Annotated in this window: 12 protein-coding genes; 7 read left to right on the forward strand and 5 right to left on the reverse strand. The window is 44.3% G+C overall.

Going from position 1 to position 24,170, the window contains the following annotated elements; all coding sequences use genetic code 11:
- Positions 1-49: 49 nt before the first annotated feature.
- Entirely contained in the window at positions 50-2,392 is a 2,343-nt protein-coding gene (locus tag G8O23_RS04500; RefSeq protein ID WP_166362227.1) for an ABC transporter permease, read from the forward strand.
- A 99-nt stretch (positions 2,393-2,491) separates the two neighbouring features.
- Here the strand turns inward: G8O23_RS04500 and G8O23_RS04505 are convergent, their stop codons facing one another.
- On the reverse strand, positions 2,492-3,658 hold the full coding sequence (locus G8O23_RS04505) for an ATP-binding protein (protein WP_166362229.1): 1,167 nt from the start codon (positions 3,656-3,658) through the stop codon (positions 2,492-2,494).
- A gap of 117 nt (positions 3,659-3,775) precedes the next feature.
- On the opposite strand from G8O23_RS04505, the gene G8O23_RS04510 reads away from it, so the two are divergent.
- The 5 genes from G8O23_RS04510 to G8O23_RS04530 all read left to right on the forward strand — a co-directional run bounded on the left by G8O23_RS04510 (position 3,776) and on the right by G8O23_RS04530 (position 16,398).
- Complete coding sequence (locus tag G8O23_RS04510; RefSeq protein WP_166362231.1) at positions 3,776-6,202, forward strand: ABC transporter permease; 2,427 nt, start codon at positions 3,776-3,778, stop codon at positions 6,200-6,202.
- 59 nt (positions 6,203-6,261) lie between these two features.
- On the forward strand, positions 6,262-8,616 hold the full coding sequence (locus G8O23_RS04515) for an ABC transporter permease (RefSeq protein ID WP_166362233.1): 2,355 nt from the start codon (positions 6,262-6,264) through the stop codon (positions 8,614-8,616).
- Positions 8,617-8,785: 169 nt separating this feature from the next.
- Positions 8,786-11,164, forward strand: a complete 2,379-nt coding sequence (locus tag G8O23_RS04520; RefSeq protein ID WP_166362235.1) for an ABC transporter permease — start codon at positions 8,786-8,788, stop codon at positions 11,162-11,164.
- Between the two features lie 213 nt (positions 11,165-11,377).
- The gene (locus G8O23_RS04525) at positions 11,378-13,753 is read left to right on the forward strand and encodes an ABC transporter permease (protein ID WP_166362237.1); all 2,376 of its coding nucleotides are present in this window, start codon (positions 11,378-11,380) and stop codon (positions 13,751-13,753) included.
- 218 nt (positions 13,754-13,971) lie between these two features.
- Complete coding sequence (locus G8O23_RS04530; RefSeq protein ID WP_166362239.1) at positions 13,972-16,398, forward strand: ABC transporter permease; 2,427 nt, start codon at positions 13,972-13,974, stop codon at positions 16,396-16,398.
- A gap of 155 nt (positions 16,399-16,553) precedes the next feature.
- Here the strand turns inward: G8O23_RS04530 and G8O23_RS04535 are convergent, their stop codons facing one another.
- The 4 genes from G8O23_RS04535 to G8O23_RS04550 form a co-directional block, all read right to left on the reverse strand.
- The gene (locus G8O23_RS04535; RefSeq protein ID WP_166362241.1) at positions 16,554-18,608 is read right to left on the reverse strand and encodes a TonB-dependent receptor; all 2,055 of its coding nucleotides are present in this window, start codon (positions 18,606-18,608) and stop codon (positions 16,554-16,556) included.
- 157 nt (positions 18,609-18,765) lie between these two features.
- Positions 18,766-20,196: a PQQ-dependent sugar dehydrogenase gene (locus tag G8O23_RS04540; protein ID WP_166362243.1), complete on the reverse strand. Its 1,431-nt coding sequence runs from the start codon at positions 20,194-20,196 to the stop codon at positions 18,766-18,768.
- A 236-nt stretch (positions 20,197-20,432) separates the two neighbouring features.
- The gene (locus tag G8O23_RS04545; protein ID WP_166362245.1) at positions 20,433-21,788 is read right to left on the reverse strand and encodes a YihY/virulence factor BrkB family protein; all 1,356 of its coding nucleotides are present in this window, start codon (positions 21,786-21,788) and stop codon (positions 20,433-20,435) included.
- A gap of 30 nt (positions 21,789-21,818) precedes the next feature.
- On the reverse strand, positions 21,819-22,889 hold the full coding sequence (locus tag G8O23_RS04550; protein ID WP_166362247.1) for a YncE family protein: 1,071 nt from the start codon (positions 22,887-22,889) through the stop codon (positions 21,819-21,821).
- Positions 22,890-23,001: 112 nt separating this feature from the next.
- Here G8O23_RS04550 and G8O23_RS04555 point away from each other — a divergent pair, with 112 nt between their 5' ends.
- A complete protein-coding gene (locus tag G8O23_RS04555) occupies positions 23,002-23,946 on the forward strand; it encodes a lysylphosphatidylglycerol synthase domain-containing protein (protein ID WP_166362249.1) in 945 nt (314 codons plus the stop codon).
- The last annotated feature ends 224 nt before the right edge of the window (positions 23,947-24,170 follow it).

Consider the following 24,170-nt stretch of genomic DNA (forward strand, 5'->3'; position numbering starts at 1 on the left):
CATCTTCCGTCTTCTGACTTCAAACTAATGAACATCAAATATCCAAAATATGATACAGCTAAAACATCTATTCAAAACAATATTAAGATACAAACTTTCATCGGGATTGACATTGCTTAGCCTTGTGGTAGCCTTTATTGGCATAATAGTTTTGTCCCTTTACATCTCATTTGAACGCAGTTTCGACAGTTTTCATGAAAACGGTGATGAAATATACTTTTTTACATATAATGGCGAGACAAATAGGGTGCCGGCACTGCTTTTACAAGAATTTCTAAATGAAATTCCTGACATTGAACAAGGGGTGGTTGTATGGCCTTGGGGGGAAACTGGGCTTAAAAGGCTCGATGATAATTCTAATGATGCGATAAATGTTAAGACTACTGCTTTTGGCAAGGATTTCTTCACAATGTTCGATTTTCCCCTTATGTATGGCGATCCAGAGTCAGCGTTAAATGAGCCTATGTCTGTTGTTATCTCTCAAAAAGTTGCGCAAATGGTTTTTGGGGAGGAAGATCCTTTGGGTAAGCAGTTGAGTCTAGGCCAACTTTTACCCTTTAAGGTGACAGGGGTAATGTATGATATGCCTAAAAATACTGCTTTCAAGAATGATGTTATCATCTCCTTTGAAACGTTTATGCAACCGGGTAGGGATTGGATTGGAGCCCAGCAATGGAGCGAATGGAGCTACAATATATTCATTCAGCTAACGCCTGGGGCTAACAGCAAAATTGTGGAAGAGAAAATCAGTAATATATCAGCGGTTTCCAATGTGCTGGATCGAATGAAAAGTCAAAACCCAAAGTTGGGGTTTGTGAAGTTAGTCCCTCTAAAAGAAATTCACTATATGCAGGGTCTCTTCTACCCAACGATAAGCAAAACGGTTCTTGACATACTGATTTTACTCACTTTCATTCTAATTACAATGGGTATAGTAAACTTTATAAACTTCTCAACCTCGCAAGCACCTCTTAGGGCTAAATCGCTTTCGATACAACAAATTATGGGTGAGAAGAAATGGCGTTCGCGTATGCAGATTGTAGGTGAGGCGGTTATCCTTTCGGTAGTAGGGCTAATAATTGCTTTAATTATTCACGACTTAGCATACAACTACATTCAGAACGAGTTTGGTATTCAGGGTCTTGCACTTGACGGACGCTATAGCCTTATGGTTTGGTTTTTACTATTTGCTATTGTCTTTGGAGTGGCCGCTGGGTGGTACCCATCACGATACATTACGCTGCCACCGGTGTGCCAGGCGGTAAAAGGGAAAATGAATTTTGCGGGTAAAGGAAAGGGTTTTAGGCAGATGCTGATTACAATTCAATTCGTTTTTACCATTGTAATGATTGTAGCAGCCCTTACAATTGAGAAGCAACTCAACTTTTGGCGAAACTTTGATTTAGGTATCGACAAGGAGAATGTAGTATATTTTTTCACTACCGATAAACTCCAGCAGAGTCATCAGGCGCTAGCCGATGAGCTGCTTAAAAACAATGAAATAGTTGATTATACCTACAGCCAATTTATTCCGGGGTATGTTGGAATGGGCTGGAGCAGGTGGATCGATGATCAACACATCAGTTTTAAATGCTGGCCTATTGATGATCGTTTCTTTAATTTTTTTGGATTGAAGGTTATCGACGGGCGAGAATTCTTGAAGGGCGAGGGTGATATCAATAGCTTCATTCTTAACGAAAAAGCTGTTGAAATTTTTGGATGGGAAAATCCTTTAGAGAAAAAACTGCCAGGGTTCGATTTTGAAGGTGACATACTGGGGATTGCCCAAAATTTCAATTTCAGCTCATTGCGGCATGAAATTGAACCTATGACTTTCTGGTTAACTAATACCCGCAAGAATGTCCTTATGCTCAAGGTCAATGCAACTAATTATACAAATCTTATAAGGTTTATCAAAGAAGTTGCACTCTCTTTTGATGGCGAAGCTAGAGTTGAGCCCCATTTCCTCGACAACACCCTTGAGCGGCTATACGAAAAGGAGGAGCGACTTGCTGACTTCATCGAGTTTATTGCTGTTTGGTGCATTTTGCTGGCGCTAACAGGGTTGCTTGGGATAACCATATTTATTTCGCGCGATAGGGTTAAAGAAATAGGTATTAGAAAGGTAAATGGGGCAACTACTGTTGAGATTATGGCAATGCTAAATAGCAATATTGTTGCCTGGGTGGCAATCGCCTTCGTAATTGCCACACCCATTGCCTACTTCGCCATGGATAAGTGGTTGCAAAACTTTGCCTACCGCACCCCGCTTAGCTGGTGGGTGTTTGCGCTGGCTGGTTTGCTGGCGTTGATAATTACTTTGCTAACTGTTAGCTGGCAGAGCTGGCTGGCGGCTAGGAGGAATCCGGTTGAAGCTTTAAGATACGAGTAGTTCTATTAATAGTCAAGGCTTCACTTTAAGTGAAATCTTGACTATTATAAAGCAATCGGGGTTGAGGCGTTGAGATACGAATAGATAATAATACCCCTGTCAGGGGAAAAACGGTAAATACTTACCAATAAACTCTTTTAGGGAGCATACCCTAACACGTTCTTTGATAAGATAGTCGTCCGACGAAGGCGTAATAACAAAGTTAACGGGGGCGTTAAGGTCGTCAAACGCCACAAAGTTGCCCTTGGTTAGATGAGGCGAGTTGGAGAACTTGGTTTCGGCTGTGGCAATAACCTGTAAGCCTTTTATGAAAACGATATCTACCTCGGCACCCTGATGTGTTCGGTAAAAACAAATGTCAACCCCATTGGGCTTTGTGGCAATTATCTGGTTTAGAACAAATGACTCCCACGAACTACCCACAATTGGATTCCCTGTGAGCGAGTTAAAATCAGCAATACCTAGCAAGTGGTGCAGTATGCCCGTATCGGTTATATATACCTTTGGCGATTTAACAAGCCTCTTCGAAATATTCCAATGGAATGGCTGTAGGCTTTTCAGCAGAAATGCCTCTTCCAGAAAATCGATGTATCGCTTAACCGTTGGCGATGTTACACCAAGCGAATTGGCAATGGTTGTTGTATTTAGCAGCTGTCCGTTCAGGTGAGCCATCATTGTCCATAGGTTTCGTATAACCTTTGGCGATGCGTTTAGCCCAAGTTGCAGCAGGTCGCGGTTGAGATAGGTGCTGATAAAGTTATCCATCCACTTTTGCGCTAGACTCTTGCTGCTACTGGTAACCATACTAGGGAATCCCCCTTTCACCCAAAGGTCAATTTGCGAAACGCTTTCGGGAACTTCCATTATATCCAACGGATGAAGCTGATGGTAGGCGATACGCCCTGCCAAGGTCTCCGAGGAGTGGCGGAGCAGTTCAGGAGAGGCGGAACCCAGCAGGAGGAATCGAGCGGGTTCGCGCTTTTGGTCCACCAGTCCACGCAGTAGTGGATACAGCTCCTTCTTGAGCTGCACCTCGTCAATCACCACTAGGTAATCGGCGTGGGTGGAGAGGAAAAGCTCCGCATCGTTCAACTTGTATAGGTCCGACTGAATCTCTAGGTCGAGGTAGATGCAGGGCTTACCATAATCCTGCATAATCTGCTTGGCAAGCGTTGTTTTACCAACCTGCCTAGGCCCAATAATAGATACCACAGGAAAAAAAGTGAGCGATTCCTTGATATCAGCAATAATTCGTCGGGTGAACATGATTACTATCTTTAAATATTAATCGCAAATATAATCAATAATTCCAAGAAAATCTAAAATATGATTTTAATATTTCTTGGATAAAATTAAAGATTGAGAATTGACAACACACATAATATGGAACTACTAAAAATTATCCGTTCGCAGTGGCTTTGGTTTACAACCAATGCCATAGGTTGGGCCGTTGCTATGGCTAGCGTTGTAACCGTTGCCATATTCGCAATGGGTGAACTTAGCTTTGATAGATTTCACACAAATGCTAACCGCATACATCGGGTTACGCTCGAATACTCCGATGGTTCAACCTTCCTGCATCCAGCCCGCGTGGTGGGCGAATGGCCGCTTGAACTGCAAAAGGAGTATGCTGCCATTGAAAAGGTAACTCGGCTTGTTCCCTTTCGTAAATCGGTGGTTAAAATCAACGAGAGCAAATTCTACCTAAACCAAGCCTTTTCAACCGATAGTAATTTCTTTGAGGTGTTTGATATTAAGATGATTTCGGGACAGAGCAATGGTAACCTTACCCAACCCAACAGGGTTCTGGTTAGCCGAAGTATTGCCGAGAAATATTTTGGAACAATCGATGTGGTTGGTAAAACCGTTAGCATACTGGACCAGCAGCTCCCAGAGCCGTTAACTTACACTGTTGAGGGCGTGTATGAAGATTTTCCAAGAAACTCGCATTTTCATCCCGATATTCTTGCTTCGCTAACCGAGATAAACAACCAAACCACCTGGGCATATACCTACTACCTTATGGCTAATGGAGCCAATGTTGATGAACTCCGTGCTGATATTCTGCAGAGCTGGGATGCCGAAAACGAATCCGATAACCCTACACCTGTAGTGCATTTTCAAAAGCTTACTGAAATACACCTACATAGCAGTAAAACTCGCGAGATTGAACAGAATAGCAGTATGCGTGCAGTGTTGATGTTGATAGCTGCAGCCGTAATAATTCTGCTTATCGCGCTAATCAACTTCTTGAATCTGAGTAGGGTGAAGTTTATAGCCGATACAAAACGTTTAACTATTAAGATGATAAATGGTGCAAAAAAGCTACATCTGGTAAAAGATTTTTCCCGTGAGGGTGTTGTCCTTTTCATTGTATCGCTGGTTCTTGCATTGCCGGTGGCCGATAAGCTATCTGAACAGCTGGGGGTCAGTATTTTTCAAAAAGAGTATGCTTTGGCGTTTAGCCTTTTGGCCGTTTTTTTTCTTATTCTAATTGTAACTTTAACCGTATATCCACTTTCCCTTTCAAAAATTAAAGCAACAGCACAAACCAAAGTTGCTAAAAGTAAATTGTTAACCATTCCGTTACTCTTGCAGTTCACTTTATCTATACTTGCAATTGCTTGTACTCTAGTTCTTAGCAGGCAAGTGTCGTATATTAACGCGATGCATCCACAGTCCAGCAGTAACAGCACAATAATCATGGCCAACAATCCATGGGAGGCTGTGCAGCGGTACGAGGTTTTTAAAGATGAACTTCTTAAAAATCCTGAAATATTTAGCGTTACAGGCGCAATGGAGGAACCCGGTGGCGATATTATTGATGCTATGCCGTTTGAGATGGAGGGAGTTAGCTCCGATGTGGCTAAAACCATCAACATTTTTACCACCGACTCCAACTTTTTCTCCGCAATGGGTATATACCCGCTTGCTGGCACTATAGATCTGGGGTTTACCCCCTCGTACCAGTGGGAGCAACAGGCTATGGAATTGAGTATACTCAAGCAATACAAAAGCCCCGATTTTAAAAAGATAGATGAGCTTGAGCAAGCTGTTGGTGAGTATCGCGAGAAATACATTCTAAATCAAAGCGCATTAAATATGCTGGGTTTTACCAGTCCCAGTGATGCCATAGGCAAACGCTTTCGATTGAGTTTTCATTTGCCCTACCTTTTCCCCGAGGGCGAAGTAGTGGGCGTTGTTCCCGATTTTCATTACACTAACCTTTACCGCGACGAGAGACCCTTGGTCATTGTATCACGGAAAGTATTTACACACTGTTTTATAGTACAGGTTAATCCCGAGCAAATAGGCAAAGCCATTTCAACCATAGAGAGCGTATGGAAGGACTTGAATCCTGATTACCCCTTTCAATACCAATTTATTACAGATAATTACCAACTTGTTTATCGGAATGAGTACTCGCAAATGAAATTGCTTACAATTTTCACAATAATCTCCATAATACTATCATGTTTGGGTATTTATGCTGTGTCAGCTTTTAATATGCAGCGCAAGGTTAAGGAAATCGGCATCCGCAAAGTAAATGGTGCCAAAATTTGGCAGGTAATACTAATGCTAAATTTAGATTTTGTGAAATGGGTAGCCATAGCCTTTGTAATAGCCACCCCTATTGCCTACTTCGCCATGGATAAGTGGCTACAAAACTTTGCCTACCGCACCGCCCTTAGCTGGTGGGTGTTTGTGCTGGCAGGTTTGCTGGCGCTGGTAATTGCATTGCTAACGGTTAGCTGGCAGAGCTGGCTGGCGGCGAGGCGAAATCCGATTGAAGCCTTGAGATACGAATAGGTATTAAAACAATCCCTGACAGGGTTTCGAACCCTGTCAGGGGTAAACAAAACAGTATTATGATACTTTACCACATTAAGCTAACCATTAGAGAGCTAAAGCGAAACGTAGTTTACAGCTCGTTAAGCATACTGGGCTTTACCATAGGCTTGGCTGTCTGCTTGGTTATTGCCATGCACTTGTATTACGAATACACCTACAATCAATGCATACCAAATCACGAACACATAGTTCGGGTTGTTGATGGGGAAAACGAAAGGTTTGAATTGGATTATCGTTTAAGTGAGCATATTTTGCAAAATATTCCAGAGGTGGAGGCGGCTTGCCCTATTCAGGTGTTCATATGGGAGTCCTTCAAAATAAAGACTAAGCATAATTGTGTTCGTTTTGAAACGTTAGCCTCAACAACCAACGACTTCTTTGACATTTTCTCCATTAGGGTTTTGGCAAAAATGGGCGAAAAGCCCTTTGTTAACAATCATTCGGTGGTGATAACTCAATCGGTTGCCACAGCATTATTCGGACACGAAAACCCCATTGGACAAGAAGTTACTGTTGACGATGATAACTACCTGATAGTATCGGCCGTTATTGAGGACTTGCCTTTGCATTCGAGTTTGCAGGGTAATGTGTTTATAAATTCCGACGATGAGGAGCGAAGACTGTTTTCAACTTGCGATGATAAAGGGTGTATCTATCGTTACGACCACTACTTGCTACTAAAAAGCAATTATGATTTGAACTACATAGCCGACAAGATAAATGCAAGCATTCCCGAAACCTTTCATACTATTGGGCAATTATTGTTACAGGAGCTAACAAAAGTGTACACTGGGCCTCAATTTAGGCGAAGCACTAGCAAACACTCAAATAATGCCCTCAACTACCTGTTTGTAGTCCTTTGCATTGCTATTCTGGCTATATCAACCATAAACTACCTTAACTTTAGCGTGCTGTTAAAACTTGCTAACCTAAAGCAAATTGGCGTTAAACGAATTGTGGGAGCAAAACCCAAGGATATTAAACTACATGCCACAACCGAGGTGATGGTGTATATGCTTATCGCCCTAATTCTTGCCATCCTAATTGTGGGGCAGCTAATACCTTTAGCCAACTCTCTTTTGACAACAAACTTGAGTATGAGCATTCTGGTAAAGCCTCAGTTCGTATTCCTTCTTGCCATTTTGCTTACACCTGTTATTGCTATAAACATACTTGCGCCCTTCCTTATATTACCCCGCTCATCCATTATGGAGCATTTTACTAATCGAATGTTCAGCAAATCGACTATCCCTGCACGCACCATACTTACAACTGCTCAATTTGTGGTTTCAATTCTGCTCTTTGCCACAGTATTCATTGTTTCAAAACAAATTAATTACGTAAAAACCTCGCACCTTGGGTTCGAAAAGGAGCAACTGGTAAAGCTAAACGTACCTTTTACATTCACTCAGGGCAAAGCCTTTAAGGATCAGCTAAGCCAACTCCCGCTTTGCCAAAGCATTTCGCAAAGTAGAGGTGCGCCGGGCGATATTAACCATGTGTGGAAAACATCCATTAATGATGTACCAATAGCATCGGAAATAATATATGCCGACCCAGATTTTATCAAAACTATGGCAATACCACTTCTACATGGGCGGAACTTCTACCCAAACGAGAAAGGGGCGAAATGCATTATCAACAACGAGTTTTTGAGGCTAACGGGCTGGGAACAAACTGATGGGAAAAAACTTTGGGAGAGGAAAGACGGCAGTGGTGGCTACGAGGTGGTTGGCGTAACCCATAATTTTCACACAGCTTCCTTCCACACCAAGGTAGAACCAATATGCCTTATCCTTTCAAACAGCGATGAACCTGTTACTCCATACAATGTTTTATACAATACCAGCATAAGACTACAGGCGGGTAATGTTCCCGATATGCTAAAGCAAATGAGCGAAGTTTGGAGTCAGTTTATCCCTGACGAACCATTGGATTACACTTTTTACGATACCCATTTCGACTCACTATACCGAAAAGAGGAAACGCTAGGCAGAAGCCTATGGGTATTATCAGTTATTGCCATTGCACTAACCTGCTTTGGCATTTTGGGGCAGGTAATGCACACCGCATTCAGCCGCACAAAAGAAATCGGCATCCGCAAGGTAAACGGCGCAAAAATTTGGCAAGTTATGCTAATGCTAAACATGAATTTTGTGAAATGGGTAGCCATAGCCTTTGTAATCGCCACGCCCATTGCCTACTTCGCCATGGATAAATGGTTGCAAAACTTTGCCTACCGCACCCCGCTTAGCTGGTGGGTGTTTGTGCTGGCAGGTTTGCTGGCGCTGGTAATTGCATTGCTAACCGTTAGCTGGCAAAGCTGGCTGGCGGCTAGGAGAAATCCGGTTGAGGCTCTCCGATACGAGTAGTGAGGATAGCCGAAATCCCGATGCATTTTTCGTAGGCTTTGAGGCACGAGAAGCCCCAGAAAAAGCAATCGGGATGGAGGCGTTGAGGTATGAGTACATAGGAAACAAACACCATGCAAGTCTGCGAAAAAAATAAAAATAGATAAGAACCGAATAAAAACTAACCATTATGCTAAACTACAACCTAAAAACAGCCTTAAAGTTCCTACGCAAGAACAAAGCCTTTGCCGCCATAAATCTAATTGGGCTATCCATTGCACTGGCAGTATCGTTTATTATTATTCTGCATGTGGTAAATGAACTTACCTACGATAGTTGCCACAAAAATAGAAAAGATGTTTACAGAGTTTTTAACACCTTTACCGATGTTGATATATCCTCAGCAATCACACCCTATGTATTGGCATCAACCCTAAAGGCAGAATATCCACAGGTAAGAGAGGCTATTAACACCCGCCAACATAGAGATCTGTTTATAAAACAAAACGAGGAGCTTATCAGCATAAAAAATCCAATTGCTACAAGTTCTAGCGTATTCGATGTTTTTACCATCCCGTTAGTAAGCAGTACTGGTACAGATGGATTTCTCGATGATAAATATTCCATTTGCCTATCGCAAAACCTTGCCCATAAACTCTTTGGCGATGGCGATGCGGTTGGGAAGGAGGTAACAACCATTGTTAACAATGAGGAGCAAATACTCAGGGTTACGGCAGTTTATAAGGATATGCCCCAAAATTCAAGCCTAAGGGCAGATTGTTTGATTAATGATCAGTGGACTGTTGCGCAGGTGAATAGCATTGATTGGATAGAGGGTAGTGCGGAAACTAGCTGGGGTTCCTTCTACTTCTGGACAACATGGGTGCTGCTCGATCCAGATATCAATCCCCATAGTTTTAGCCAAAATTTCAGGGAGCTAGAGAGCAGGTATTTGGGCGAAAATCGACATCCTCAGTTTTTTCTTCAAAACCTTTCCGATGTTTATCTCCGATCCGATAACATAAACAGCTCGGGGCTAAAGGGGAGTATGAAGGATGTAAGGCTTTTCTCAATAATCGCAATTCTTATTGTGGTTGTTGCAGCTATAAACTATATCATTCTGTCAACAGCAGTGTCGGTTGGTAGAACAAAAGAGATGGCAGTGCGCAAAACCAATGGGGCACGAAACGCCCACGTTTTCCATCAGCTGCTAACCGAGTCAACAGTGCTGGTTCTGCTCGTGCTGCCGCTGGCATTTTTCTTAATGATGCAGGGCTTACCCTACGCCAACGAGCTATTCCAAAAACAAATCACCCTTATTGGCGCAAATATTCCAATTTACTTAGTGGTTTATCTTGGATCCGCACTCTTAATAGGTGGCATTTCGGGATTGTACACATCGCTGTGGCTTTCGCGCCAAAAGGTAATGAGTATTTTTAATAATCAGGTAAGTACGGGTCGAAGTAAAAACTACTTCCGTTCAATCCTTATAATCCTTCAGCTCGTAATCTTCAGCACTTTTGTTTCATGCATGCTTATTGTTCGCCACCAGTATCAGTTTGCTCTTAAAATGGATCCTGGCTTTCATAATGAGAATGTTCTTTTTCTGGAGATTGGTGATAATTTTAACCAGTACAATGCCTTGATGCAAGAGCTCAAAAGCAATCCAAATATTAAGATGGCTGGTGGAACCTACGCACCTCTACCCTCAGAGTACTTAGCAGGTTTCGATATTCCACATTACGATGAAAGTGAGATGTTGGTAGTGGTTGACCTTTTTGATGTGGACATAAACTTTCTGGAAACAGTTGGCATTAGCTTAGCCGAGGGTCGATTTTTCTCAGAAAACCTTACTGCCGATTCAGCTAAGTGCATTATAAATCAAGCTGCGGTAAATAAGTTGGGGATTAAGAACCCTTTGGGTAAAAGTTTACTCGATACATGGGAGGTAATTGGTGTGGTTAACGATTTTTACACAGGTTCAATTGAGAAAGAGGTTTCCCCAATGCTAATTATTATGTCTGGGTATTTTATTAATCAAGTTGCAATTCAGTATTTGCCCGGCTCTTTAAATGTGTTGTTGCCTTCGTTGCAATCCACTTGGCAAAGGCTAGCACCTAATATGGAATTCCGTTACTCATTAGTTGAAGATTTGATTCAGAAACTTTACGCCAAGGAGCAAAACCTAACTGTAGTGGTAACCCTATCGGCCTTTTTCATATTACTTGTTGCTTTGTTTGGCCTCTTTGGCCTAACCCTCTTCATTGCCCAGCGCCGCACTAAGGAGATAGGTATACGTAAGGTGCTTGGCAGTTCAGCCTCACAGATAGTTTTCTCATTTATAAAAACTAATCTATTATATGTACTCATTGCGGTGGTCATCTCAACGCCAATAACCATAATGGTTATGCAGGAGTGGCTAAATAACTACGTGGAGCGCATTGACATTGGCTGGTGGGTTTTCGCCCTCACCTTTGCCATTGCGGCATTGGTGGTGGTGCTAACGGTGTTAGCGCACTCGTACAGGGCCGCTAAGGTAAACCCAGTAGAGGCATTGAGATACGAGTAAGAATGAAGTCAAGGCTTCACTTTAAGTGAAACCTTGACTAAGTAAAAATAATAGCACAACTTAGAGAAAAACACATTGTAAAAAAATAAATCAACCAACCTGCCCGCTCTACATGCCGCCTGCCGGTAGGCAGGGTAGACAGGCCACTGGCGGGTCAATCAATCCTGCCAGTGGCAGCAGGCAATCAATCATTCATTCACCCAATCAACAACCATGCTAACCTACAACCTAAAAACAGCACTAAAGTTCCTACGCAAGAACAAGGCCTTTGCCGTCATTAATCTTGTAGGGCTATCCATTGCATTGGCAGTATCGTTTATAATTATTCTGTATGTAGTTAATGAGCTTAGCTACGATAGTTGCCATAAGAACCGAAAGGATGTGTATAGGGTGGTGAGCTATTTTGTTGATTTTGACCGAACGCAAGCAAGCACGCCATACATATTGGCATCAACGCTAAAGGATGAGTACCCTCAAGTGAGGGGTGCTGTTAATGTACGCCCGCTTAGGGGTTTCGCCATTAAGCATAACAATGGGCTAATCCCCATTGGCAATCCCATTGGCACCAGCTCCGAGGTGTTCGACATATTCACCCTACCCATTGTTGGCAGCATCGGCCCCAGTGGCTTTCTGGACGACAACTACTCCATTTGCCTTTCGCAAAGCCTTGCCGCCAAGCTATTTGAAAATGGCGATGTGGTGGGGAAGGATGTTGTTGCAATTATTAATAATGAGGAGCAAACACTTCGGGTTACAGCTGTTTTTAAGGATATTCCCAAAAATTCAACCTTTACTGCCGATTGTTTTGTGAATGGGTTCTGGACTATTGCACCCATTAACTCAACATTCAACACAGATAATGCTGATGTTAACTGGATTTTCGAGTTTTGGCAAACTTGGATATTGCTTGAGGAGAATACTAACCCCAACGATATTGAGAGCCAATTCAGAGATTTTGAAAAGAAGTATATATATGATACACCACATGTGAACTACTCCTTACAAAACCTCTCCGATGTGTATCTCGGTTCCGAGAACATTGGTAACTCAGGGCTTCAAGGCAACAAAAGGGATATACGGCTCTTTGCTCTAATAGCACTGCTAATTTTAGTGGTTGCTGCCATAAACTACATAATCCTATCCACAGCGGTTTCCATTGGTAGAACCAAGGAGATTGGTGTGCGCAAAACCAATGGGGCAAGAACCAGCCACCTTAGGCAACAACTACTAATGGAATCCACCATGCTAACCCTACTGGTGCTTCCCATAGCCTACTACCTTATGATGCTGGGGATGCCCTACGCAAGCGATCTTTTTCAAAAGGAGTTACTCATTATCAAGGGGAATGTGATATACTACGTGCTGGTTTACATAGCCCTCACCATAGCCATTGGTATTGCATCGGGGCTATACACCTCAACATGGCTATCGAGGCTCAATGTGCTAAGCGTGTTGAAAAATCCTTTGGCTTCTGGACGGAGCAAGCACTCGTTTCAGTCGGGGCTTATTGTGCTTCAACTGGTGATATTCTGCTTTTTCGTGTCAAGCACGCTAATTGTCAACTCACAGTATAGGTTCAGCATCAAGAAAAATCCTGGTTTCCACAACGAGAATCTTTTATTCCTGAATATTCGCAAGGGGAATACAAAATACCAACCTATTCTACAGGATATTCGCAGCGTACCGTATGTGAAAAGCGCAGCTGGAACAGGACAAGCCCTGCCAATGAGGGGATTGGGGATGATTTCTCTTCCCAATGCTCAGGATAATGACAAAAAGGTAACGGTTGTAGTACTTGATGTAGATTACCACTTCCTCGAAACAATGGGCATAGAACTGGTTGAAGGACGATATTTTTCGGAGGACTATGGCAGCGATTTCACATCGTCGGGCATTCTAAACCAAATAGCTGTTGCGCAGCTTGGCATTGAAAACCCGATAGGACACCAAGTCTCGAAGCCCTACAACATTATTGGAGTGGCAAAGGACTTCTACTTTCAGTCGTTTCACACAGAGATTATGCCCTTAATGATAGTAATGACAGATGATTATATTGAGCAGATAGCCATTAAATACCAGCCCGAAACGTTAACTCTGCTGCTGCCTCGTTTACAAGAACTATGGGAGAAACACACCCCCGATGAGCCTTTCCGGTTCTCGTTGGTGGAGGAGCTAACTAGCCGTCTCTACGAGAAGGAGCGCAAGCTGGTAACCACAGCCACTATGGCGGCACTATTCACGCTGATTATTGCCTGTATGGGCCTCTTTGGCCTAACCCTTTTTATAGTCCAGCGCCGCACCAAGGAGATAGGCATTCGCAAGGTGCTGGGTAGCTCAGCAACCCAAATAGTGCTGTCGTTTATAAAAACCAACTTGCTTTATGTGCTAATTGCTGTGGTAATATCAACGCCAATTACCATTCTGGTTATGAGGGAGTGGCTAAATAACTACGTGGAGCGCATTGACATTGGCTGGTGGATTTTCGCCCTTACCTTTGCCATTGCGGCATTGGTGGTGGTGCTAACGGTGTTGGCGCACTCGTACAGGGCCGCAAGGGTTAATCCGGTGGAAGCTCTCCGATACGAGTAGTGAGGAGAGCGGACATCCCGATGCATTTTTCGTAAGCTTCGAGGCACGAGAAGCCCCAGAAAAAGCAATCGGGATGGAGGCGTTGCGGTATGATAAGTAACACTCCTGACAGGGTTTAAAACGGTAAATACTTACAATATTTTATCCGTGAAATTTTAAAATCCGATTTTAAAATTTCACGGATAAACTAATTTTTTTGAGTTAACAATACACAGATTATGGAACTAATAAGGATTATTCGTTCGCAGTGGCTTTGGTTTTCAACCAACGCCTTAGGCTGGGCCGTTGCCATGGGCAGCGTTGTGGCAGTTGCCGTTTTCGCCCTTGGCGAGTTTAGCTACGATAAGTTTCACTCCCAGTCCAATCAAATTTATCGGGTAACCCTCGAATACACCGATGGCTCAACGGTTAATCATCCCGCCCGTGTGGTGGGCGAATGGCCTTTGACGCTTCAGAACGATTATACAGCTATCGAAAAGGTGGCTCGACTTGTCCCATTCCGCAAGTCGGTGGTTAGCATTAATACCGAAAAGTTCTACCTGAATCAAGCGTTCTCAACCGACAGCACTTTCTTTCAAGTGTTCAATATCGATATTATTGAAGGGCAGCGCACTGGCAATCTCACTCAGCCCAACAGGGTTTTGATTAGCCGAAGCATAGCGGAAAAGTACTTTGGCAACAGCAATGCCGTGGGCAAAACCGTGAGCATACTGGATCAGCAGCTCTCGGAGCCACTGAACTACACCGTAGAGGCAGTGTATGAGGATTTTCCTCGAAACTCGCATTTCCATCCACAGATACTGGCCTGGCTTACCCAAATACCCAACCAAACCACTTGGGCCTACACCTATTTCCTGATGGCAAAAGAGGCTGATGTTGAAGGATTCCGCCACGAGATAATGCAGAAATGGGAGCAAGAGAACCAAACCGATAGTCCCACTCCTGTAATCCATTTACAAAAACTAACCGATATACACCTGCACAGCAGCAAAACCCGAGAGATTGAGCAGAACGGAAGCATGCGCACACTCGTGCTGCTTATTATAGCCGCAGCCACAATCTTTACTATAGCCCTTGTTAACTTCCTAAACCTTTGCAGGGTTAAACTCATTGCCGACACCAAGCGGCTAACCACTAAAATGATAAATGGGGCGAAACGAAAGCACCTTGCCAAGGGTTTGGCTGTGGAGGGTTTAGTGCTCTTTGCTGCATCGGTTGTGCTGGCCTTTCCCCTTTCCGACAAACTCTCTCAGCAACTGGGTGTTAATGTCTTTAACAGCCAGTTCCCAGTAGCAATAGCCATTCTATTGGTAGGATTTCTGCTTGTAATTATTGCAATTTCTGTTGTGCCACTTTTTCTGGCCGATATTAAGGCCACCGCCACGGCAAAAGCAGCCAAAACCAAGCTATTCACCATACCGCTACTCTTACAGTTTACCCTTTCCATTCTGGCCATCGGCTGCACGGCTATTCTTATACGCCAGCTACAGCATATTAGCGAATTGCATCCTAAAGCCAATAGCAAGAGCACCATTGTAATGGCCAACAACCCATGGGAGGCCGTTCAGCGATTCGAGGTTTTTAAGGAAGAACTCCTGAAACATCCCGAAATTCTTGGTGTAACAGGTGCAATGGAGGAGCCCGGAGGCGATATACTCGATGCTGTTGCCTTTGAGATGGAGGGCATTGGTGCCGATGTAGCCAAAACCATTAACATTTTTACCATCGACTCCAATTTCTTGAGCACCATAGGAGTTAATCCACTTGCGGGCACAGTGGAGTTGGGCTTCACCCCGTCGCGGGAGTGGGAGCAGGTTGCCATGGAGCTAAGCGCACTAAAAGTGTTAAATGGTATTGATAACGAGCAAACCAGAGCAATGGAGCAAAAGGTAGGCGGCTATCGCGAGAAGTACCTTCTAAACCAAAGCGCGCTAAAACTGCTTGGGATAGACAACCCTCATGATGCCATAGGCAAGCGATTTAGGCTCAATTTCCACCTACCCTACCTTTTCCCTGATGGCGAAGTGGTGGGAGTTGTGCCCGACTTTCACTACACCAACCTATTTCGCGAGGAGAAGCCCTTAGCTATTGTGTCTCGTAAAACCTTCACCCACTGCTTTATAGTGGATGCTCACCCTGCTCAGGTTGGCGCAGCCATTACTGCAATAGCCAAGGTTTGGGAACAGGTTAACCCCGACTACCCTTTTCATTACCAGCTAATTTCCGATGCATATCAGCAGGTTTACCGCAACGAGCGCTCGCAAATGCGGCTACTTTCCATCTTTACTATTATAGCTATCATCCTATCGTCGCTAGGCGTTTACGCCATGTCGGCATTCAATATGCAACGCAGGGTGAAGGAGATAGGCATCCGCAAGGTGAATGGGGCAAAAATTTGGGAGATAATGGCCATGCTTAACCTTCGCTTTGTGAAGTGGGTTGCTATTGCCTTTGTAATTGCCACCCCCATTGCCTACTTCGCTATGGACAAGTGGCTTCAGAATTTTGCATATCGCACCCAACTTAGTTGGTGGGTATTTGCGCTGGCGGGGTTAATGGCCTTGGTCATAGCCTTGCTAACCGTTAGCTGGCAGAGCTGGCTGGCTGCGAGGAGGAATCCGGTTGAGGCTCTCCGATACGAGTAGTGAGGAGAGCGGATATCCCGATGCATTTTTCGTAGGCTTCGAGGCACGAGAAGCCCCAGAAAAAGCAATCGGGATGGAAGCCCTACAATATGAATAGAACCAATATTAGTCAAGGCTTCACTCAAAGTGAAACCTTGACTAGTAAAAATAAGGCGCTAGAACCCTAGTTGAACCCCTGCATACCAGTGGCGGGGCAAACCTGGGTAGTAGTAGCGGGGCTCATTCCCTCCAAACCCAATGGCATTGGGTATAACCATTGCTGCATAGTGGGAGTTGGTAAAATTGTTTAGTCCGGCATATACAGCAAGCTTGGCATTCTTTCTTAGGCTCAAAGGCATTCTCAACCTTATATTCCCTAGGCTATACGCTGCACTTTCAAGAGTATTCTCGTCGTTCAGGTACTGCTTACCTAAATGCTGAAGATGAATATCAATGGCAATGTAGCCAGCAGGTTCCCAGCTGATTTGAAGTTGCACCGACCTGCTAGGTATCCCAGGCAAATGGTTACCATCGTGGGTTATGCCATCATCGGTAAAATCAATAAACCGATTTATTGACTGGTAGTAGCTAAGGGTAGAGCTGAGTTTGCCGGGAAAGCCAGCGCTATTCAACAACCGACTAGTTGCCAAAAGTTCAATGCCCTGATGGCGCGACTTTCCTGCGTTTATTCCCGTAAAAATATCTTCGGTTAACCTTTTGGTTAGAATTAGATCGTTTAGCTCAATCCAATATAGGGTAAAATCAAAATTGAAACGTTGATTTCTGCTGGTAAAGCGAGAACCAACTTCTACCTGCACTCCCTGTTCAGGCTTAATGCTTGGGTTCACATCGCCTTCGGGTAAAAGGGTCTCTTCGGGCGAAGGAAGTGAAAACCCGTGACCAGCCGATGCGTAAATGGCCAGCAAATTATTTGGGGTGTAGTTTAACCCTATGCGGGGGGATATAATTAAGGGGAAGTTTCTGCTTCCCGACCTGTCACCATCTGCCAAGTATAGGTCGGTTAACCTATAACTGATATGGTTTGCTGCTAGGGCAAATGAAATGGTTAGGTTATCTTTAAACCGGTGGTGAGCCAGACCAAAAATATTGATCTGATTTCGATTTTCCCTATTTCTATTCAGCAGGGTTTCATCAATATCTAGCTCCCAGTGGTACGAATCGGTAGTTAATTCCGTGCCAAGTACCCAGTCGGTTTTTGAGGTGTGAAAACTTAGCTTGTTCCGAATTCCAACACCTGCTGAGTAGTCGTTGAGGTTATTGAATGGTCGCCTTTCGTAGCTATCAACCAAACTACCAAAAAGTGTTAGCCTATTTATTAGTTGCTCTGCTAGTCGCCCCGTAATGGTCACTCCCAGTAGCCCTTTTTGGTATTCCTTAAAGCCACCAATGGCATTCCAGTTAGGGGCTGCAAGTTGGGGCGACTCGTTAAACATCGTTTTGCCCAGCGAGCTGGGTATTCCAGCTTCCAAATCCACCAGATGAAGCGCGGTGCTTACATCCCAATTTTGCCCCAGCCATTGTGCTGCTGATAGTATGGATGTACGGCTGTAATTATTGTTATCGCGATATCCATTGGATTGGATATGGCTAAGGCCAGCCCAAATACTTGTGTTATTGCTTTGTAAATTGCCGTTGGCATTGGCATACATAGTTTGAAATGCTCCGTATTGCATAAGCACATTGCCCTCACTCGATCTGCTTGTTGGGGTGTATAGATTTATGCTACCGCCCAAGCCCGAGCCGTACAGAGCCGATGCAGGCCCTTTAACAACTTCAATCCGCCCAAGGCTATACAAATCTATCTCCTCGGGTGTTGATATTCCATCCGATGAGGTAATGGGGATATCGTTGAGGTACGCTTTAATTCGGTTTGTGTTGTAAGGAGTTCGGCTGCCCATTCCCCTAATCACTATTCTGCTTGTGGCATAGGTTCCGCTTTGCATTGTAACTCCAGGTAGGGTGTTTAGGGGTGTCGCAAAGCTTAATCCATCGGATTGTTTTAGCCCATCACCAACCAGAACCGCAATGCTTCCGGGTATGGTTCTTAATCCACCGCTCAACTGATAGGCATCGACGGTAACGGCATCAATCAGAATGATTGTGTCTGCTTTTTGGGTACGACCTAGGGTATCCCTTAAGTTTTGCGATAAAAGAGTAAGGGGTGATGCAAACAGCGCAAGAGCAACGAAAACCCTAAAGAATAGAGTCATAAACAACAAGAATTTTTATGATTGATAAAGACAGACTCTAGATAAAAGCGTCAAGAAAAATCCTTGGCAGACAGCAAATCGTTACAACTATCCGCCAAGGATAATACAACCAAACTTGAAAAATGTTGATGTAACTCTCGTTAAACTTATCCTTTTGCTACTCTACGGGAATAAGCCTTAGTATAAAACCTGGGTTCTCAACCGCAACATATACGTATCCATCGGGGCTCATCACCACATTGCGAACACGGCCAATCCCCTCGAGCAACTTTTCGCGATGAGTTACATAGTGCCCTTCCAAAACAACCCTTTCCAGGTACTCAAAGCTCAGCGATCCAACCAGTAGGTTGTGCTCCCAGTTTTTAAATCGGTCGCCTGTAACAAAGGTCATCCCGCAGGGTGCAATGGAGGGTGTCCACTCGAAAACTGGCTGCTCCATTCCTTCCTTTTCGGTAAGTTCGGTGATAATAGTTCCGTTGTAATTTATTCCGTAGGTTATAACTGGCCAGCCATAGTTAAGCCCAGGTTCTACCAAGTTTAGCTCGTCGCCACCTTTGGGGCCATGCTCCGAAACCCACAGTTCTCCTGTAGCAGGATGTATACAATTACCCTGCGGGTTGCGGTGGCCAAAGCTGTATATCGAGGGCATGGCATCGGGATCATTTACAAAAGGGTTATCATGTGGAATGGTTCCATCGTCCATAATACGGTGGATTTTCCCATTGTGGTTATCTAGCGTCTGTGGAAAATCATCGCGCTGACCCCTGTCGCCTATACCGAAGAAAAGATGCCCCTTACCATCGAACGCCAGTTTGCAGCCAAAGTGATACTGAAGTGGCGTATGCGGTAGCCCTTCAAATATCACCTCCTGATCCACCAGTTGGTTCCCATCGAGTCTTGCCCTTAGTATGGCAGTGTTACCAATTGGTCTTTCACTTTCAGAGTTTAAGGCGGAGTAGGCCATGTATATCCATCCATTGGTGTCGTACTCTGGGTGAAGGGCCAGATCCAGCAGACCGCCTTGTCCAATGGCCATAATGGGCGGAAGCCCTTCGATGGGATCGGATAGGAAACCGTTGGAGTAGCGATGGAGCGTTCCCGCCCGTTCCGATATCAGCAAATCGCCGTTGGGAAGAAAAGCCAAGCCCCAGGGTACGCTTAGTCCCGAAACCACAGTGTCGATAACAAAACTATGAGCCTCGGAGCGAATAATACCATCTGTTGTAAAGGCAGGTTTTAGCTTCGATCTATCCCTCGGAATCTCCTCCTTTACGAATATGGCAAGCTGCTCAATCTCATCATCGGAAAATGTTTGCTCAAAGGCAGGCATTCCAATATCTACAATACCAAACTTAATGCTCTCGAAAGCGAGGTTTATTCCCTCTTCATCCATCCATGGCTTTATTGCAAACCTCTCCAGGTTGACGCCATGGCATCCAGCGCAATAGTTCTTGTAGTTGGTTTCTGCTAAGCTCCGGGTAGCATTCTTGTTATCAGATGATAGACATCCTGTTAGGGTTAAACTGGTAGCCAAAATGGTTAGCAGCAGCACGTGAAGGCGGGCTTTGTAATTTTCGGTGTTTTTCATAGCTGATTTTTTTGTGTAACATTAATTACGACTCTAAAAATTTCTATGATTCGATACCAAGTTACAAAATATATGGAAACGGCTATTTACTTAGAGGGTTTTCAGGGGAAAGGTTTGCCAGGCTTGGTTGCACATACTATTCATATTGGGATTGAATAGTAAATTGGCGGGTGTTGTAGTCATAAAAAATAGGAAGCCTCATAAAATGAGACCTCCTATTTTCTGTAGTTGGTTGCCTACAAATCCTTCACCAATATATTTTTGGGCGATGTTCTAATGCCATTGGAAAACTCTTCGTGAATCTCGTTAATTCGTTCGAGCGTTGGGTTATCCAGCGTGATATGGGCGCCATATCCTTCTAGGCTTTGAATTACAAACGCAATGGTTAGCTTATCGATATGCTGAGCTGGTTGAAAGGCCGGGGTTTTGGGTTGCTTGGTGTATGCCTTCGATACTATATTGCAGTTAACCAGTCCATCGAGTAGCGACCGAACCAATCGGATTGGTAGTTTCAGTTCCTTCGATAGTTCCTGCGCAATCAGCGGCGGCTCCCCATTTACAAATCTTTTGATAATGCAGTTGAGCAGAAGGATAGAGAGTGCCGTGTTGGAGTCGTCGCTAATAGTCTCGGTCTCGGTTTCGAACTCGTACAAGTTCTGGTTCTGGTGCGAGAACGATATTTCTGCACCAAACAGCACAATTAGCCAGCTAACGCGTAACCATATCAACAGCAATGGTAGGGCTGCAAAACTACCGTAAATGGCGTTGTACTTCGATACGCCCACCTGAAATTCGATGTAAAGCCACTGGGTTACAATAAAGGCCGAACCTGCTATGATACCCCCAATTATTCCCGATAGCGGTTTAACCTTGGTGTTGGGCATTACCACGTATAGCATGGCAAAAACTATCCAAATAATAAAGTAGGGCAGGAATTTCAACGAAAACATTATTAGGGGTGTCACGTAGCTTAGCAGCTCAATTTTTGCTGTTAGCTTATCGAGCTGAGTTGCTATGAATACGTTCATACCACTGGCGGCAATCATAAGCACTGGTGCAACCACCATCATCGAGAGGTAATCGGCAAATTTTCGTGAGAAGGGTCGGGCACTACCAATTTGCCATATATCATTAAAAGAATGTTCTATTTGTCCAAAAACTTTTAATACGGACCAGAATAGTACAATAACACCAATCCCTGCCATTATTCCGCCACCTGTATTGTCGAGCAGCATGGTCGAAAATCCAATTAGCTGATCAATAACCTCCTGTTGATTCTGAAAATTGTCGTAAAGCTGATTCTCTAAATACTTGTCGAGTCCAAAGCCTTTGGCAATACCAAATGCCATGGCCAGCACGGGAACAATGGCCATTAGGGTGTAGTAGGTTAGCGCCGATGCCCGGAGCAGAACTCGGTCCTCTACAAAACCCCGGTAGGCAAGCATAATAACCCTTAAAGCCTGAACACCTATTCGTGCTATGGGGCGATAATTCTCTAGCTGTATGCTCCATAGCTCTTTTTTGAGGAAATGGGAAACCCGATTAATGATTTCCATATACGACTTGCGGGACTTCTTTTTTGCAGCGCTCATAATAGTGCGATTTGATATGTATAGTCTGTTCTACTCTTTTAGGCTTGGGGTGAAGTGTGAGTAAGATATTCCATCGGGTTGCTTGCCTGTTGCAAAATGGCGTGTTATCTCAAATGTTCTTAGGTCGATTTCGCTTACCAGGTCGGCGTTGGTGTTGGCCACGTATGCAGTATTATCGTGCGGTACAACCAACCCAATGGGTATGGAGCTGCCCTTGAAGTCCTGGGCAAAGAATCGATCCTCATCCACCTCATCGGGTATGGGAACCGTAAGCTTCACTTTGGCGAGGAGCTGCTTTTCAATTGCATCAAAAATGGCCACCTCGGCCGATTGGGCATTGCTCACCAGCACCTTGTTGCCATCGGGGGTAAACTTTATGCGGATAGGGAATTCGCCGCACTCAAGGGTGTGGGTGGCCTCAAAGGTTTTGGTGTCGAAAATGGTTAGCGTATTGTCGGCTCGGTTGGTAACCCAAAGCTCCTTGCCATTGGGCGATACCGCTGCACCTTCGGCTCCTTTGCCGGAGTATACCTGTGCAAGTATGCTATCAGTTTGAAGGTCTATCACGGTAACATTTCCAGTTCTGATGCTGGGAACAAAAGCGATGGTGAAATCATTATTGGCAGCTACCATGTGCGAAACGGGTTGTTCGGTGCCAATGGCACGCTCCACTTCACCTTTTGCCACATCAACCACCAGGAGGTTGTTGGTGCTCTCGGCTGTAACCAACATCTTTTGCGTGCCTGCAATCCAATGCATTCCGTGCGGACGGGTATGCTCGCCAAGGTTGATAGTCCTGAGTAGAATCCCTTCCTTAACATCGTAAACCGATAGCGTGTTACCAGCTACCTCGCGGTTGCCATAGTTGCACACCACGGCATATTTTCCATCATCGGAAACCTCTACCTCGTGGGGCTCAAGTCCAGTTTCAAGTATTCTCACCGTTTCGCCATTTTTTCTGCAGATAAAGTGAACCGTATTATCAGTTTTGTGCGAAACAATTAGTACACCTTCCATATTATCAACCTTAATTTCCTTTGAACCAGTGGTACAGGCAAAGGCAACGGTGGCTAGGGCTAAAATGGTTAGTAGTCGTTTCATGGCTTATTGGTTTGGTTTGGCTAAGTAAAAATATGAAAAATATCGTTCAATCAACCATAGACCCTGTGGTATTGCTCAATTAATGCTAACTTAGCCACACACACCGACGTCAATGATGAAGTTTAAGGTTAAGTCTGCCCTGCGTATTCTTGTGCTGCTTGCAGCCTATGGATATGTTGGATTTAGGATTTTTGGTAGTGGCGATGTCGATTTTGAAAGCATTCTGGCGCAAGAGTTCCAACCGCAGCATTATTATATTTTGATTTTAACCATTGTTCTTACCCTTTTTAATTGGACTTTGGAGATTTGTAAATGGAGAATTGCCATGGCAGCCATTGCCCCTGTTAGGTTTGCAACTGCCATGCAGGCAGTGCTGTATGGGGCTGGGGTTGGGCTTTTTACTCCCAACCGAATTGGCGATCCCATTGGAAGGGTGGCTATGCTCCCTCCTGCTCAAAGGGCGAGGGGTGCGGCAATGGCAATGGTAACATCAATGAGCCAACAGCTGGCAACCATCGTTTTTGGAGTTGTAGGTGTTCTGTTTTGGCTAAATCAAAGTATGCCAAAGGTTGTACCTCAAGTTCTGACCGTTGTTCTAACCTTTGTCTCGCTAGTTCTGGTTGTGTTTGTAATCGTTCGTCATCAGCATATTTTGCGTAGTTTATCGAAGTTTAAAGTCTTTGCTAAGCTGCTTAAAGACGAACCCCTTAATGTTAATGCGTCATGGCAAGCATTAGCCCAAATTGTGCTGCTTAGCCTGGGTCGGTATGTGGTATTCTCAAGTCAACTCGTTCTGCTGATGATACTTTTTGGGTTTGATGGGGATGTAGTGATGTTGTATTTGGCCATATTCATCTCGTACCTTCTGTCTAGCGTTGTGCCCACTGTTGCTATTGCCGAGGTGGGAGTAAAGGCAAGCTTTGCTGTAATTGTTGTTGGTGCGGTTTGGCCCAACCCGTTGGCTATAACCCTGGCTTCTGTATTGCTTTGGCTGGTCAACGTCGCCATCCCTGCGCTAGTGGGGGTGTGGTTGCCCTTGGTTTATAAACGAAATTAAATTGCAGTTTATGCTAGTAGATTTGTAAAATTAGAATCCAATATCGTTTAGTTAGGCGCATTCGTCCAAATACAATGAGGATGTCTCAAAAGTCAAAAAGGTATTTAGTTTTTCTTTCACTAGTATCCGACTAAGTCTTTTTTAAAATGATAATAATGTAATAGATTTCTCGCTTCGCTCGAAATGACAGACTGTTACGCTGTATGGGGTGAGGGGGTGAAGGC

The sequence above is a fragment of the Perlabentimonas gracilis genome (assembly GCF_011174675.1).
In the GTDB taxonomy this organism is placed as follows: Bacteria; Bacteroidota; Bacteroidia; order Bacteroidales; family Tenuifilaceae; genus Perlabentimonas; species Perlabentimonas gracilis.